Raw genomic sequence first — 15,711 nt, 5'->3', positions numbered from 1 at the left:
TTGGCAAGAGCAGGTTCCGGCTCGTTGTTGCCGTCCGGACCCTGTGTATCTCCTCTTACCCTTATGTCGCATTAACCTGGGCAAGGCCCTGTCACGCAAGTCCGGACAGGGCGCTCAATCCTCTTACGCGTACAGCGGGTTAACCTTGTCGGCATCGATGCCGTATTTGGCGATGGCGTCGGCCACAACCTGCTTGTCGATCTCGCCGCGCTTGGCCAGTTCGGTCAGGGCAGCAACAACGACATAGAACTCGTTCACTTCGAAGTGACGACGCAGGTTGGCACGGCTGTCTGAACGGCCGTAACCGTCGGTACCCAGTACACGGTAGTTCTCGGTCGGCACGAAGGCACGCACCTGCTCGGCGAAGGACTTCATGTAGTCGGTCGCGGCGATGGTGGCTTCGGAACCCAGCACCGAGGTGATGTAGGGTACGCGGGCGGCAGCGGTCGGGTGCAGCATGTTCCAGCGATCGGCGTCCTGACCATCACGAGCCAGCTCGTTGAAGGAGGTCACGCTGAACACGTCGGAACCGACGCCGTACTCGTTTGCCAGGATCTGGGCGGCGGTACGCACGTGGCCCAGGATGGAGCCACAACCCAGCAGCTGTACCTTGGCCTTGTTACCGGCCACGGATTCCAGCTTGTAGATACCCTTGCGGATGCCTTCCTCGGCGCCTTCCGGCATGGCCGGCATGGCATAGTTCTCGTTCAGGGTGGTGATGTAGTAGAAGACGTTCTCCGGCTTCTCACCGTACATGCGACGCAGACCGTCCTGCACGATCACCGCTACTTCATAGGCGTAGGACGGATCGTAGGAGATGCAGTTCGGGATGGTGCCGGCCAGGATGTGGCTGTGACCATCTTCGTGCTGCAGACCTTCACCGTTCAGAGTGGTACGACCGGAGGTCGCGCCCAGCAGGAAGCCACGGGCTTGCTGGTCACCGGCTGCCCACGCCATGTCGCCGATCCGCTGGAAGCCGAACATGGAGTAGTAGATGTAGAACGGAATCATCGGGCAGTCGTTGGTGCTGTAAGAGGTCGCAGCAGCCAGCCAGGAGGACATGGCGCCCAGCTCGTTGATACCGTCTTGCAGAACCTGACCCTGCTTGTCTTCCTTGTAGTAGGAGACGATGTCACGGTCTTGCGGGGTGTATTGCTGACCGTGCGGGCTGTAGATGCCGATCTGACGGAACAGACCTTCCATACCGAAGGTACGGGCTTCGTCGGCCAGGATCGGAACGATGCGCTTGCCGATGGACTTGTCTTTCAGCAGCACGTTCAGGGAACGCACGAACGCCATTGTGGTGGAGATCTCGCGTGCCTGCTCACCCAGCAGCGGGCCGAAGGCATCCAGCGCCGGGATGTCCAGCTTGGTGGTGCTCTCGCGCAGACGGGTCGGTACATAGCCCTTCAGCGCGGCACGGCGGGCGTGCAGGTATTTGTGCTCTTCGGTACCCTCTTCGATCTTCAGGTACGGCAGGTTTTCCAGCTGCTCGTCGGTGACCGGCAGGCTGAAACGATCGCGCAGGTGACGCACAGAGCCCAGATCCATCTTCTTGACCTGGTGAGCGATGTTCTTGCCTTCGGCCGCTTCGCCCATGCCATAACCCTTGATGGTCTTGGCCAGGATGACGGTCGGCTTGCCCTTGGTCGCTGCAGCCTTGGAGAAGGCGGCGAACAGTTTACGGGGGTCGTGACCACCGCGGTTCAGGGCGAAGATCTCCTCGTCGGTCATATCTTTGACCAGCGCGGCGGTTTCCGGGTAACGGTTGAAGAAGTGCTCACGGACGTAAGCGCCGTCACGGGACTTCATGGTCTGATAGTCGCCATCCACGGTCTCGTTCATCAGCTGGATCAGCTTGCCAGAGGTGTCTTTCTTCAGCAGCTCATCCCACTTGCGACCCCAGATAACCTTGGTGACATCCCAGCCGGCGCCAGCGAAGAGACCTTCCAGCTCGTTGATGACCTTGCCGTTGCCGACAACAGGACCGTCCAGACGCTGCAGGTTGCAGTTGACCACGAACACCAGGTTGTCGAGCTTTTCACGCACGGCAACGGTCAGGGCACCCTTGGCTTCCGGCTCGTCCATCTCGCCGTCACCCAGGAAGGCGTAAACGGTCTGCTCGGAGCAATCCTTGATACCACGGTCGGTCAGGTACTTCAGGAAGCGAGCCTGATAGATGGCGGCGATGGGGCCCAGACCCATGGAAACGGTCGGGAACTGCCAGAAGTCCGGCATCAGTTTCGGGTGCGGGTAGGAAGGAATGCCCTTACCGTCCACTTCCTGACGGAAGTTGTCCAGCTGCTCTTCGGTCAGACGACCTTCGGCGAATGCACGGGCGTAGATGCCCGGGGAGATGTGACCCTGGAAGTAGACCAGATCGCCACCGTCCTTCTCGCTGCGAGCGCGGAAGAAGTGGTTGTAGCAGACTTCATAGATGGTCGCGGAAGAGGCGAAGGAAGACATGTGACCACCGAGGTCCAGGTCTTTCTTGGAGGCGCGCAGCACTATCATCATGGCATTCCAGCGGATGATGGCGCGGATGCGACGTTCCATCTCCAGGTCGCCCGGGTAAGCCGGTTCGTCGCTGGCAGGAATGGTGTTGATGTAGTCGCGATTCGCCTTCTCAGCCACGTCAACACCGCTGATGCGGGCTTTCTCGGCCAGTTGTTCAAGGATGAACTGAGCGCGTTGCGGACCCTCTTCACGCAGCAGGGATTCCAGAGAGGCAAGCCACTCCAGCGTTTCTATCGGGTCCACATCGTTCTTCAGGATATCAGACATGGCTGGTTCCTATTTTGTTGTGATTGCACGGCATTGCACGGCGAAGGGCGCAAGCATTCGACAATAAAGCCTTGTGGGATTAGTTTTCCTGCTGACGGATCCGACGCATGGATCGCTGGATCCGGCTGTCTTCCCTCTGCATATCCAACAAGGTGTCCTCGATAAAGGCCAGGTGCTCATGACAAGCAGCCCTGGCCCGCTCCGGAGCCCCCGACAGGATAGCCTCGATCAGGCTCGCACGATGGCGACGGATCTTGGCTACCACTCCCGGACGGCGATTCAAAATCTCGTTATTTCGTAAAATGTTCTGTTCGAGCATGGGGCCCATGGCCCGCAGCAGGTGCAGCAGCACCACGTTGTGGGACGCCTCCGCCACCGCCAGATAGAACTGGGTGACGGCGGTCGACTCGACCACCAGCGACCCCTGCTGACCCGCCTCTTCGATGGCGGACTGCGCCAGGCGGATCCGCTCGAAGTCGGCCTCAGTCCCCCGCAGCGCGGCATAGTAGGCACAGATGCCTTCCAGCGCGTGACGAAACTCCAGCAGGTCATACTGGGCTTCCGGGTGGGTACTGAGCAGTTCGAACAGGGGATCGGCGATCCCCTTGCTCAAGGCATTCTGCACATAGGTGCCGCCGCCCTGACGGCGATACAAGAGTCCCCTCGCTTCCAGGCGCTGGATGGCTTCGCGCAGGGAAGGCCGCGACACCTGAAACTGGATGGCAAGTTCCCGCTCGGGGGGCAGCTTCTGCCCCGGCTGCAAGCTGCCTTCCAGAATCATGCTTTCCAGCTCGGCGACGATGGCGTCGGCCAGCTTGGGCTGAGTTATCTTGATATAGGGCATGAGGCTACTTTGTTAAATTGGTATTACCAATTCTATGATTGGGGCGAAAATTAGCAGAGGGCTTGGAAAAAGTCCACCCAAAATATGATCTGCATCAAGAACCAAGCTTGCCACTTTAGGGGTAAAAAAGCGAAATCATGATATGGCTCATAGAAAATGGTCTGACCAATATTTACGAGCTTGCTCACAGATAACATTTGGCCAACAGCATGAAAAATGGCTCACCCAAAAGGCAAGCCATTGATTTTAAAAACACAAACTAATGTTTGGATTTTTTACTCAAAGTTGAGCATTCCGCGATATCGCTGCCATTCGAAACTGGTTCCAGGATCCGTCTTGCGGCCCGGCGCAATGTCGCAATGGCCGACGATGCGTGATGCCGTCACCTCGGGATACTGACCAGAAATGGCCCGACTGAGACTTGCCAGCACCTCGTACTGTGCATCGCTGTACGGCAGCTCGTCGGTGCCTTCCAGTTCGATGCCGATGGAGAAGTCGTTGCACGCCTCCCGCCCCTCCCAGCTCGATACTCCCGCATGCCAGGCTCGCGCAGTGAACGGCACATACTGCACCAGTTCGCCATCGCGGCGGATCAGGCAGTGGGCCGAGACCCTCAGCTGATGAATGCCGGCAAAGTAAGGGTGAGCGTCGGGATCGAGGCGACCGAGAAACAGATCGTCTATCCAGGGGCCCCCAAATTCTCCCGGTGGCAGGCTGATGCCGTGTATCACCAGCAGGGAGATGTCGTGCGGACCGATCCGTTCATTGTGATGGGGCGAAGGTACCCTGCGGGCCTGTTCACACCACCCAGCTGGATCGATGGAAAAAATGGTTGTGGGTTCAGTCATCGTCTAATCGACTCACAATGGGGAGGGGACGCCATGGACTGTGCCCGTCGCCGCAAGAAACCGGAAACAAGCCTCTGAATCCATGGGTAAAGCTGTGTTAGGCTGAGCCATCACTTGCAAGGCACCGGACCCCATATGCACCCGATGGCACGCCGTCTCTGGCTGCTGGCCTGGCTCTCACTGCTGGGTCTGCTCACCCTTTACTTCTACTCCAGCGCCAAACCTAGCGTGACCGCCAACGGCGAGCTGCTGCTCAAGGCCGATACCAGTGGTCACTATCGTCTGGAGGGTGCCATCAACGACCAGCCGGTGCAACTGCTGCTGGACACGGGGGCCACCCGGGTGACCATACCGAGCCAGGTGGCAGCCCGCCTCGGCCTCGTCGCCACCGGTCGCAGCCTGGTCAATACGGCGGCGGGCCAGATCCAGGTCGAGACCGGCCGGATCGAAAGCCTGGCGATGGGCCCACTGACCCTGTACGATTTGTCCGTCTTTATCAATCCGGCTGCCGACGGGGAGGAGATCCTGGTGGGCATGAATGCCCTGGGCCGGCTGGAATTACGTCAGAAAGACAGGCAGTTGCTTCTCAGACCCTTGCAGGAATAAGGCATGTTACAACAGGACATCAGCCGCGCCGTGCGCGCTGCACTACTCGAAGACTTGGGCGATGCCCTCACCGCACTGGATCAACCGGATGCCAGCGCCGATATCACAGCCCAGTTGATCCCGGCCGATCGCATCTCGACGGCGCGCGTCATCACCCGCGAGGCCGGCGTATTCTGCGGTCAGCCCTGGGTCGACGAGGTGTTTGCCCAGCTCGGCGGCGAGGTCAAGGTGGAATGGAAGGTTCAGGATGGTGAGCGCCTCTCCCCCAATCAGGAACTGTTCCGTCTCCATGGCCCAGCCCGGGTGCTGCTGACCGGCGAGCGCAATGCCCTGAACTTCGTGCAGACCCTATCCGGCGTTGCCACCCTGACAGCCCGTTACGTGACCGAACTGGAGGGGACCGAGTGTCGCCTCCTCGACACCCGCAAGACCCTGCCCGGCCTGCGTAGCGCCCAGAAATATGCCGTCACCTGTGGGGGCGGCAAGAATCATCGCATCGGACTCTACGACGCCTATCTCATCAAGGAGAACCATATCCTCGCCTGCGGCGGCATCCGGGAAGCCATTGCCGAGGCGCGCCGCCTCAACCCGGGCAAACCGGTGGAAGTGGAAGTGGAGTCCCTGGTCGAGCTGGAGCAGGCGCTGACCGCCAGGGCCGATATTGTGATGCTGGACAACTTCGACGTGCCCATGATGAAGGAAGCCGTTCGCCTCAATCAGGGGCGCGCCAGGCTGGAGGTCTCCGGCAACGTCACCCTGGAGACACTGGCCGACTATGCGGCCACCGGCGTCGACTTCATCTCGGTGGGAGCCCTGACCAAGCACGTACGGGCACTGGACCTCTCGATGCGCTTCATCGAAAGCTGAGCGAGCAGAACGAGTCCACCTGGCCCAAAAATATTACAGGGCTCGAAACTTGCAAAAGGCGCCATCGGCGCCTTTTCTTTATGCAGGATCCCACGACATAAGGAGTGTGAAGATGGGCCCTCCCGCCTCATGACAAGTGCCAATGGAAGCCATTTAATCTTTGATTTTTCTACACATTTCACTAAATGACATAAAAGTGGCTAACAAGGTCCCCACCTCTGTTGCCAACCCGAAGCGCTCGGATAAGATACCAACGTGGATAGAATTCCACCGGTGCTTATCAGGAAACATGGACAAAAGGATATTTGACATGAAAAGACAGTCAGGGTTTACGCTAATCGAATTGATGATAGTCGTTGCGATCGTTGCCATTCTGGCCGCTATCGCTTTGCCGGCGTATCAGAGCTATACCAAGCGCGCCAAATTCTCTGAGGTGATTGCCGCCGTAGGGCCGGCCAAGACAGCCGTCGAGGTTTGTGTGCAAGGATGGGCTGGTGTCTCTACCGCAGTTGGTAGCAACTGTGCAACCGCTGGCCAGAATGCTATTTCAGGCGCCAGTGCAGTAACAGAGAGTTTTGCCAGTGCAGCTGTTGCTAATGCTGCCGGTGTCATCACCATCACAGGCACAGCAACCACAGCCTTGGATAGTTCAACCTATCAACTTGTCACTTCTGGAGCGGTCCAAGCCGGGCGGCAAGTTTTGTGGACAATTTCTGGCTCTTGCGTCACTGACGGCAAATGCTAACGCATGACCTCTAGCCTCAATAGCGGCCTGGCAACCAGCCTGGCCGCCTCTTCCCTCCTCAGTGAGCCTGACTCACAGCGCTATCTGAGCCAGGCAAGGGCGCAGCGCAAACCCTTTGTCACCTTCCTCATCGAGAACGACATACTCGACAGCAAGGCGCTGGCGGATTTCTGCGAGCTGGAGTATGGGGTACCTCTGCTGGATCTTGCCGCCTTCGACCTGGCCGAGATCCCGCAGAAGTACCTCAATCAGAAATTGATTGAGAAGCACCACGTCCTGCCCATCTACACCCAGGGCCACACCCTCTATATTGCCATGTCGGACCCGACCAATGTGTCGGCCCTGGAGGATTTCGGCTTCAGCTTCGGCCTGCACACGGAAGCCTTGCTGGTCGAGGAGAGCAAGCTCACCGCCGCCCTCGGCAAGCTGATGGACACCGAGCAGGACACCCTGGGCATGGATCACATCGACGAGGCCGAGATATCGGAGCTCGAGGTGTCCGATGAAGGTTCACGCCTCGACGAGAGCGTCAACACCGCCGACGACGATGCCCCCATAGTCAAATACATCCATAAAATCATGATGGATGCCATCAAGCGTGGCGCATCCGACCTGCATTTCGAGCCGTATGAGACCAAGTACAGGATCCGCTTCCGGATCGACGGCATTCTGCACGAAATCGCCACTCCGCCAGTCAATCTGGCGAACCGTTTCGCGGCCCGTCTCAAGGTGATGGCGAGGCTCGATATCGCCGAGCGACGCCTGCCCCAGGATGGACGGATCAAGCTGAAGATCTCCCGCAGCAGATCCATGGACATGCGGGTCAACACCCTGCCCACCATGTGGGGAGAGAAGATCGTCATCCGCTTGCTGGACTCGTCAGCCGCCCGCCTCAACCTCGATCAGCTCGGCTTCGACGATCGCCAGAAGGCGCAATACCTGCATGCGCTCTCCAAGCCACAGGGCATGATACTGGTCACGGGCCCCACGGGGTCGGGCAAGACGGTGTCGCTCTATACAGGTCTTAACATCCTCAATACCAGCGAGGTCAACATCTCCACCGCCGAGGACCCGGTGGAGATCAACTTGCCCGGCGTCAATCAGGTGCAGATCAATCCCAAGGCGGGGCTCACCTTCGCCAGCGCCCTGCGTTCCTTCCTGCGCCAGGATCCCGACATCGTCATGGTGGGCGAGATCCGGGATCTGGAAACCGCCGAGATTGCCATCAAGGCCGCCCAGACCGGTCACCTGGTGCTGTCGACCCTGCATACCAACTCGGCGGCCGAGACCCTGACCCGGATGATGAACATGGGGGTGCCCGCCTTCAACATCGCCTCCTCGGTGACCCTGATCATGGCCCAGCGCCTAGCCCGCAAACTGTGCGATCACTGCAAGGCGCCCGAGGAGGTGCCTGAAGCCGAGTTGCTGGAGATTGGCTTTACCCAGCAGCAGCTGGCCGCCGGACTGCGGCTGTTCAAGCCGGTCGGCTGCAAAGAGTGTTCGGGAGGATACAGAGGGCGGGTCGGCATCTATGAAGTCATGCTGATGTCGGACAACATCGCCAAGCTGATCATGCAGGGAGCGAACTCGCTGCAGATCGCGGCCATCGCCCAGAAGGAGGGCATGCGCACGCTACGCACCTCCGGCCTGGAGAAGGCCCGCCTGGGAGTCACCAGCTTGGCCGAGATCAACAGGATCACGACCAACTGAATACGCAGTGTTCGAGTCATCAAGTCGGGTGAGGCCCATGCAGTCACCCTGATGATGTTCTTCAAGCCAAGATGAGCCGGGCAGGCAACACCCTCATCCGGCCACCGTCGCCCAATTGCAGGATGCAGTGATGGCAACATTAGCTCAAAAACAAAACGCACCAAAAAAGGTCTTCTCCTTCCGCTGGCATGGTGTCAATCGCAAGGGACAAAAGGTTTCCGGTGAGTTGCAGGCCGACAGCATCACGACCGTCAAGGCGGAGCTGCGCAAGCAGGGCGTCAATGTCACCAGGGTCAGCAAGCAGGGCCAGGGGATGTTTTCCAAGGGCGGCGCCAGGATCAAGCCGATGGACATCGCCGTCATCTCCCGCCAGATCACCACCATGCTCTCCGCCGGTGTGCCACTGGTGCAAAGCCTGCAGATCATTGCCCGCGGCCACGAGAAGGCGGCGGTGCGCGAGCTCATCGGCCAGATCGCCGCCGATGTGGAGACAGGCACCCCACTGTCGGATGCGCTGCGCCGCCACCCCCGCCACTTCGATGCCCTCTACTGTGATCTGGTGGAGGCGGGGGAGCAGTCAGGCGCGCTGGAAACCATCTACAACCGTATTGCCATCTATCGCGAGAAGAGCGAGGCGCTCAAATCCAAAATAAAGAAGGCCATGTTCTATCCCGCCATGGTCATCCTGGTCGCCATCATAGTGACCTCCATACTGTTGCTGTTCGTCATCCCCCAGTTCGAAGAGATCTTCAAGAGCTTCGGGGCCGAGCTGCCCGCCTTCACCCGATTCATCATTGCCATCTCCCGCTTCATGCAGGATTGGTGGTACGCCATCTTCGGCGGCATAGCTCTGACAATATTCCTCTATGTGCGCGCCTGGCGCAGCTCCCAGAAGGTACGTGACAACACCGACAAGTTCATCCTCTCCATTCCGGTCGTTGGCAACATACTGCACAAGGCGGCCATGGCCCGTTTCGCCCGCACCCTCTCCACCACCTTCTCCGCCGGTATCCCCCTGGTGGATGCCCTGGTCTCTGCTGCCGGGGCCTCTGGCAACTATGTCTATCGCACTGCTACCCTGGCCATTCGCAACGAAGTGGTGGCCGGCATGCAGATCAACGTCGCCATGCGCACCGTGGATCTTTTCCCCGACATGGTGATCCAGATGGTGATGATAGGTGAAGAGTCCGGCGCCATCGACGACATGCTCTCCAAGGTCGCCGCCATCTTCGAGCAGGAGGTGGACGACATGGTCGATGGTCTCACCAGCCTGCTCGAGCCCATCATCATGGTGGTGCTGGGGGTGCTGGTCGGCGGCATGGTCGTCGCCATGTACCTCCCCATCTTCAAGCTGGGCTCTGTGATACACTGAGCCCCTTCGGCAGAGTGACCAGCGAGCATGGCTCGTTCTGGTCCTCTGCCATCCTGATTCTCAACGCAAGCGGTTGATTTATGGTGCCTCTGATCGAACTGGCCCAGGGCCTGCCCTGGCTCTATCTCTCCCTGGTTTTTCTCTTCTCCCTGATGGTTGGCAGCTTCCTCAACGTGGTGATCCATCGCCTGCCCATCATGCTGGAGCGGGAGTGGCTGGCCGAATACAGTGACTACTTCGGCAGCGAAGTGGCCACCTCCCCCGCCGAGCCCTACAACCTGATGGTGCCGCGCTCCCGCTGCCCGCACTGCGATCACCCCATAGGCGCGCTGGAAAACATCCCCCTGCTGAGCTGGCTCTGGCTCAAGGGGCGCTGCCGGCAATGCCAGGCGCCTATCTCTGCTCGCTATCCCCTGGTCGAGCTGCTGACAGCCCTGTTGTCGGTCGCCGTTGCAGCGACCCTGACTCCGGGATGGGGCACCCTGGCTGCGCTCCTGCTGACCTGGGTACTGGTGGCACTCACCTTCATCGATCTGGACAAGATGCTGCTGCCGGACCAGCTCACGCTGCCGCTGCTGTGGGGCGGGCTGCTGTTCAATCTGGCGGGGGGCTTTGTGCCGCTGGCCGATGCGGTGATCGGCGCCATGGCAGGCTATCTGGTGCTGTGGAGCCTCTACTGGGCCTTCAAGCTGCTGACCGGCAAGGAGGGGATGGGCTATGGCGACTTCAAGCTGCTGGCGGCGCTCGGTGCCTGGCTGGGCTGGCAGGCGCTGCCCATAGTGCTGCTGCTCTCGTCACTGGTCGGCGCCATCATCGGCATAGGGTTCATACTGCTGCGCAACCATCATCAGGGCAAACCCATCCCCTTTGGCCCCTATCTCGCCATCGCGGGCTGGATAGCGCTGCTGTGGGGGGATAACATCACCCGCTGGTATCTGAACATCGTTCTCTAGCAAGGGGATCACAAATCTATGTATGTGGTAGCCATCACCGGCGGCATAGGCAGTGGCAAGACGACCGTCGCCAACCAGTTTGCGGCCCTGGGGATAGAGGTGGTCGATGCCGACCTGATTGCCCGCGAAGTGGTGGAGCCCGGCACTCCGGCACTGACCGCCATCGCCAGCCATTTTGGTCCCGGCATCCTGGATCAACAGGGGCGACTGGACAGGCGGGCCCTGCGCGAACGGATTTTCAGCGATCCGGCGGCCAAGTCCTGGCTCAATGCCTTGCTACACCCGATCATCCGCAGCGAAATGCTGCGTCAGTGCGCGGCAGCCAGCTCCCCCTACTGCCTGCTGGTGGTGCCCCTGCTGGTGGAGAACCGGCTCACCGAACTGGCCGATAGAGTGCTGGTCATCGACGTGGATGAGGCAACCCAGATCGAGCGAACCTGTCGTCGGGATGGCGTGAGCCGGGAGCAGGCCCAGGCCATACTGGCATCCCAGGCGAGCCGCAGCGAGCGTCTGGCGATGGCCGATGACGTGCTGGACAATCAGTGTGGCACGACTGAGACCATACGGGAGCGAATTTTAGCGCTGCACGAGACATATCTGGCATTTGCCTCTCAACAAGCCCCCCAACTGTGAGTACACTAGGCCGGTTTATGGCTGGCCAGGATTAGGCATGATTTACGATTTTCCCCTCAACGAAAAAAGCCGGACCTATCTTCGTCTGGAGTCCCTGTTTTCCCAGATCCGCGACAATCTGGAGAGTGACCAGTCCTGGGCACACATCGCCTTCTTCAAGGGGTTGTTCGATTTGCAGGAGTTGCTGGAGCGCGGTGATCTGCGCGCCGACCTGATCAAGGATCTGGAGCGTCTCGGCCAGCGTCTGAGCCATTGGGCCAGCCTGCCGGACGTTGACCTCGAGCAGATCCAGCGGATGCAGCAGGAGAGCACCCAGCTCTCCCGCAACCTGCTCAACGCCCCTCGCCCCGGCGCCCGCCTGAAAGAGGATCGTCTGCTCGGCTCCATCCGCCAGCGCTTCTCCATTCCCGGCGGCCTCTGCGCCTTCGACGTGCCACAACTGCACCACTGGCTGGTAACGCCAGCCGTGGCTCGCCATCAACAGATGCAGCAATGGCTCAGCGACATCAACCTGCTGATGAACGCCATCTCCCTGCTGCTGCGGCTGTGGCGTGAATCGGGCCACTTCAGCGATCAGGTTGCCACCAACGGCTTCTTCCAGGATACCGCCGAGGGGGCCGAGTTGATCCGCATCCGTCTGACCGGCTCCCAGTCCTGCTACCCGACCCTGAGCGGCCACAAGAACCGCTTCGCCCTGCGTTTTCTGCCCACCGCAGAACAGCCGATCGGCGATGTGCCTTTCCAGCTCGCCTGCTGCTAAGGAGGTATCCAGATGGTCACCAAGGTCAAGTGCCCTACTTGTCAGAGCGAAGTGGAATGGGGTCCCCAGAGCCCGTTTCGTCCATTCTGCAGCAAGCGCTGCCAGCTGATCGATCTCGGCGAGTGGGCCGATGAAGAGAAGCGGATCCCGGGGGAGATCAATCCGGATCTGCTGCCGGATCCGGAAGAGGGAGACCAGTGGCTATAAGCCCTGGTGGTTTCGCCTCTGCAAAATAAAAAAAGGGCCTATGGGCCCTTTTTTCATTTTCTCTTGCTACCGGCTCAGGCCAGCGCGGCCTGCAGCCGCGCCACTATGGGGCCGTTGGCATCGGGGAAGTGGTAGTTGTGCAGCTCTGCCAGCGGCACCCAGCGGCACTCCTGCCCTTCCTTGCCAAAGGGCTCGCCCAGGAAACGGGTCACCTTCCAGATATCCAGCAGCACCTGCTTGTCCGGGTAGTCGTGGTGCAGCTCCATGAAGGGGGTACAATCCTGCACCCGGATACCTATTTCCTCCCACAGCTCCCTGTCGAGCGCGGTGAGCAGGTCTTCCCCCGACTCCACCTTGCCCCCGGGAAACTCCCAGCGATCACCCTGATGGCGATCGGAGGAGCGCTTGGCGATGAAGATATCGCCCCGTTCATTCTCGATGACGCCGACCGCCACCCAGATCCGCTTTTTCTGTTCCATCTTGTTACCTTTGCACTCTCTGCCTGATCGGGTCGCTCTATGACCCCAACACCCGGTTGGGTGAGCTGCCGATGATGCCTAACATCCGATTTCGCGTCGTCATCTGACAAAAACAAGGCGGGCACCGGGCCCGCCTTGTCATGGCATCACGTCACTCAGGTCAACTGACCGTGACAATGCTTGTACTTCTTGCCGGATCCGCAGGGGCAGGGATCGTTGCGACCGACCTTCTGCTCGTCGCGCACGAAGGTCACCGGCGCCACATCGGCCTGGGTCTCTTCGTCGGCCAGCTGATTCTCGGCGGCGGCATGGGTATAGGTGCGGGGAGCCGCTTCCGCCTGCTGGCGTTGCTGCTCTTCCATCGCTTCCACGTCACGCTCCTGCACCTGAACCCGGCTCAGGATGCTGACCACGTCGCGCTTGAGGGTTTCCAGCATCTGGGTGAACAGATCGAAGGACTCTCGCTTGTACTCCTGCTTGGGGTTCTTCTGGGCGTAGCCGCGCAGATGAATGCCCTGACGCAGGTGATCCATGGCCGCCAGATGCTCCTTCCAGAGGCCATCCAGGGTCTGCAGCATCACCGCCTTCTCGAAGTTGCGCAGCACATCGGCGCCGACCAGCTCCTGCTTGTGGGCATAGAGCTTGGTGGCCTCTTCCAGGATGCGTTCGCGCAGCTTCTCTTCATACAGCTTGTCGTCTTCCGCCAGCCACTGCTGCAGCGGCAGGTCCAGCGCGAAATCGGACTTCAGGCGCGCTTCCAGACCCGGCACATCCCACATCTCTTCCAGGGACTGGGGCGGAATGTACTCGTCGATCACGCTGCCATAGACGTCATCACGGATGACGTGGATGGTGTCGGAGATGTCGTTGGTGTCCAGCAGCTCGTTGCGCTGCTCGTAGACCACCTTGCGCTGGTCGTTCGCCACGTCGTCGAATTCGAGCAGGTTTTTACGGATGTCGAAGTTGCGACCTTCCACCTTGCGCTGGGCGTTCTCGATGGCCTTGGTCACCCAAGGGTGCTCTATGGCCTCGCCCTCTTCCATGCCCAACTTCTTCATCATGCCGGTCACGCGATCGGAGGCGAAGATCCGCATCAGGGTATCTTCCATGGAGAGATAGAAGCGGGAGGAGCCCGGGTCACCCTGACGGCCGGAACGGCCGCGCAGCTGGTTGTCGATACGGCGGGATTCGTGGCGCTCGGTACCGATAATGTGCAGGCCACCTGCGGCCAGCACGGCGTCGTGACGCACCTGCCAGGCTGCTTTCAGCTCGGCAATCAGCTCGCTGGTCGGATTCTCCAGCGCGGCGATCTCGGCCTGCCAGTTGCCCCCCAGCACTATGTCGGTACCACGACCGGCCATGTTGGTGGCGATGGTGACGGCGCCGGTCTGGCCTGCCTGGGCGACGATTTCCGCTTCCATGGCATGGAACTTGGCGTTCAGTACCTTGTGCGGGATCTTCTCCTTGGTCAGGATGCCGGACAGCAGCTCGGAGTTCTCGATGGAGACGGTACCGACCAGCACCGGCTGACCACGCTCGACGCAACCACGGATGTCTTCGACGATGGCGGCGTACTTTTCTTGGGCGGTCAGGTAGACCAGATCGCCCATGTCCTTGCGCACCATCGGCTTGTTGGTCGGAATGACGACTGTATCCAGACCATAAATCTGCTGGAATTCAAAGGCTTCGGTATCCGCAGTCCCCGTCATCCCCGCCAGCTTGTCATAGAGACGGAAGTAGTTCTGGAAGGTGATAGAGGCCAGGGTCTGGTTCTCGTTCTGGATCTTGACCCCTTCCTTCGCCTCGACCGCCTGGTGCAGGCCGTCGGACCAGCGACGACCCGGCATGGTACGACCGGTGTGCTCGTCGACGATGACGATCTCGTCCTTCTGGACTATGTAGTCGACGTTGCGTTCAAACAGGGTGTGGGCACGCAGGCCAGCGTTGACGTGGTGCAGCAGGCTGATGTTGGTGGCGGAGAACAGGGAGTCCTCTTCCGCCAGCAGCCCCTCTTTCTTGAGCAGCTCTTCCACGAAGATCTGGCCGTTTTCGGTCAGCAGCGCCTGGCGGTTCTTCTCGTCCACCGTGTAGTGGCCATCGCCGGTATACTCTTCCGAGTCTTCCTTGTCCTGCTTGACCAGCAGCGGGATCAGCTTGTTGATCTGGGTATACATGGCGGAGCTGTCTTCCGCCGGACCCGAGATGATCAGCGGGGTACGGGCTTCATCGATGAGCACCGAATCCACCTCATCCACCAGCGCGTAGTTGAGCGGGCGCTGCACGCGCTGCTCCGGCGAGAACGCCATGTTGTCGCGCAGGTAGTCGAAACCGAATTCGTTGTTGGTACCGTAAGTGATGTCGGCGGCGTAGGCGTCGCGCTTCTGGGACGCATCCATGCCGGGCACGTTGCAGTCGACCGTCATGCCGAGGAAGGTGAACAGCGGGCGGTTCGCCTCCGCATCACGCTTGGCCAGGTAGTCGTTCACCGTCACCACGTGCACGCCGCGACCGGTCAGCGCGTTCAGATAGGCAGGCAGAGTCGCGGTGAGGGTCTTGCCTTCACCGGTCTTCATCTCGGCGATGCGGTTGGAGTTCAGCACCATGCCACCGATCAGCTGCACGTCGAAGTGACGCATGCCGAACACCCGGCGGGAGGCCTCGCGCACTGTGGCGAACGCTTCCGGCAACAGCTGCTCCAGGGTCTCACCCTGCTCCAGACGCTGACGATACTCGGCGGTCTTCGCCTGCAGCTCCTGATCGGACAAGGCCTCGAACTGAGGCTCCATCGCATTGATCTGTTTTACAATTTTGCGCAAAGCCTTGAGCGTTCTGTCGTTCCGGCTGCCGATAATCTTGGTGAGCAGTGTGCTAATCATGTGTACCAACTGTTTTGGTTATATAAG

14 protein-coding genes are annotated in these 15,711 nt (G+C 60.0%); 9 read left to right on the top strand and 5 right to left on the bottom strand.

Features of this window, described 5'->3' with window-relative positions; translation table 11 throughout:
- Window positions 1-123: 123 nt before the first annotated feature.
- The 3 genes from aceE to ampD all read right to left on the bottom strand — a co-directional run bounded on the left by aceE (window position 124) and on the right by ampD (window position 4,476).
- Window positions 124-2,784, bottom strand: a complete 2,661-nt coding sequence (gene aceE, locus WIR04_RS02350; protein ID WP_025328440.1) for a pyruvate dehydrogenase (acetyl-transferring), homodimeric type — start codon at window positions 2,782-2,784, stop codon at window positions 124-126.
- Window positions 2,785-2,863: 79 nt separating this feature from the next.
- On the bottom strand, window positions 2,864-3,628 hold the full coding sequence (gene pdhR, locus WIR04_RS02345; protein ID WP_005329211.1) for a pyruvate dehydrogenase complex transcriptional repressor PdhR: 765 nt from the start codon (window positions 3,626-3,628) through the stop codon (window positions 2,864-2,866).
- A gap of 275 nt (window positions 3,629-3,903) precedes the next feature.
- Window positions 3,904-4,476 (bottom strand): 1,6-anhydro-N-acetylmuramyl-L-alanine amidase AmpD, encoded by a 573-nt coding sequence (gene ampD / locus WIR04_RS02340; RefSeq protein ID WP_338890157.1) that lies wholly within the window; start codon window positions 4,474-4,476, stop codon window positions 3,904-3,906.
- 135 nt (window positions 4,477-4,611) lie between these two features.
- Here ampD and WIR04_RS02335 point away from each other — a divergent pair, with 135 nt between their 5' ends.
- The 9 genes from WIR04_RS02335 to yacG all read left to right on the top strand — a co-directional run bounded on the left by WIR04_RS02335 (window position 4,612) and on the right by yacG (window position 12,329).
- Window positions 4,612-5,082, top strand: a complete 471-nt coding sequence (locus WIR04_RS02335) for a retropepsin-like aspartic protease family protein (RefSeq protein ID WP_307765790.1) — start codon at window positions 4,612-4,614, stop codon at window positions 5,080-5,082.
- A gap of 3 nt (window positions 5,083-5,085) precedes the next feature.
- Window positions 5,086-5,949: a carboxylating nicotinate-nucleotide diphosphorylase gene (gene nadC / locus WIR04_RS02330; protein WP_338890153.1), complete on the top strand. Its 864-nt coding sequence runs from the start codon at window positions 5,086-5,088 to the stop codon at window positions 5,947-5,949.
- A 310-nt stretch (window positions 5,950-6,259) separates the two neighbouring features.
- Window positions 6,260-6,694 (top strand): prepilin-type N-terminal cleavage/methylation domain-containing protein, encoded by a 435-nt coding sequence (locus WIR04_RS02325; protein ID WP_338890151.1) that lies wholly within the window; start codon window positions 6,260-6,262, stop codon window positions 6,692-6,694.
- A 3-nt stretch (window positions 6,695-6,697) separates the two neighbouring features.
- Entirely contained in the window at window positions 6,698-8,404 is a 1,707-nt protein-coding gene (gene tapB / locus WIR04_RS02320) for a PilB family type IVa pilus assembly ATPase TapB (RefSeq protein ID WP_338890149.1), read from the top strand.
- Between the two features lie 130 nt (window positions 8,405-8,534).
- Window positions 8,535-9,776, top strand: a complete 1,242-nt coding sequence (locus WIR04_RS02315) for a type II secretion system F family protein (protein ID WP_338890147.1) — start codon at window positions 8,535-8,537, stop codon at window positions 9,774-9,776.
- A gap of 80 nt (window positions 9,777-9,856) precedes the next feature.
- On the top strand, window positions 9,857-10,729 hold the full coding sequence (locus WIR04_RS02310) for an A24 family peptidase (protein WP_338890145.1): 873 nt from the start codon (window positions 9,857-9,859) through the stop codon (window positions 10,727-10,729).
- 18 nt (window positions 10,730-10,747) lie between these two features.
- Window positions 10,748-11,362, top strand: coding sequence for a dephospho-CoA kinase (gene coaE / locus WIR04_RS02305; RefSeq protein WP_338890143.1), 615 nt, complete (start codon window positions 10,748-10,750; stop codon window positions 11,360-11,362).
- Between the two features lie 37 nt (window positions 11,363-11,399).
- Window positions 11,400-12,122 carry a cell division protein ZapD gene (gene zapD, locus WIR04_RS02300; protein WP_338890141.1) on the top strand — a complete coding sequence of 241 codons (723 nt, stop codon included), beginning with the start codon at window positions 11,400-11,402 and terminating at the stop codon, window positions 12,120-12,122.
- 12 nt (window positions 12,123-12,134) lie between these two features.
- Complete coding sequence (gene yacG / locus WIR04_RS02295; protein ID WP_042053535.1) at window positions 12,135-12,329, top strand: DNA gyrase inhibitor YacG; 195 nt, start codon at window positions 12,135-12,137, stop codon at window positions 12,327-12,329.
- 74 nt (window positions 12,330-12,403) lie between these two features.
- Here yacG and mutT read toward each other — a convergent pair whose 3' ends face one another.
- Window positions 12,404-12,808 (bottom strand): 8-oxo-dGTP diphosphatase MutT, encoded by a 405-nt coding sequence (mutT, locus tag WIR04_RS02290; protein ID WP_025328450.1) that lies wholly within the window; start codon window positions 12,806-12,808, stop codon window positions 12,404-12,406.
- A 155-nt stretch (window positions 12,809-12,963) separates the two neighbouring features.
- Window positions 12,964-15,684, bottom strand: a complete 2,721-nt coding sequence (secA, locus tag WIR04_RS02285) for a preprotein translocase subunit SecA (RefSeq protein ID WP_338890138.1) — start codon at window positions 15,682-15,684, stop codon at window positions 12,964-12,966.
- Between the last annotated feature and the right edge of the window lie 27 nt (window positions 15,685-15,711).

The sequence above is a fragment of the Aeromonas rivipollensis genome, assembly GCF_037811135.1.
Taxonomy (GTDB): domain Bacteria; phylum Pseudomonadota; class Gammaproteobacteria; order Enterobacterales; family Aeromonadaceae; genus Aeromonas; species Aeromonas rivipollensis.
Note: the sequence above shows the minus strand (reverse complement) of the source record. Positions and strands in the feature narration are given on the sequence as shown.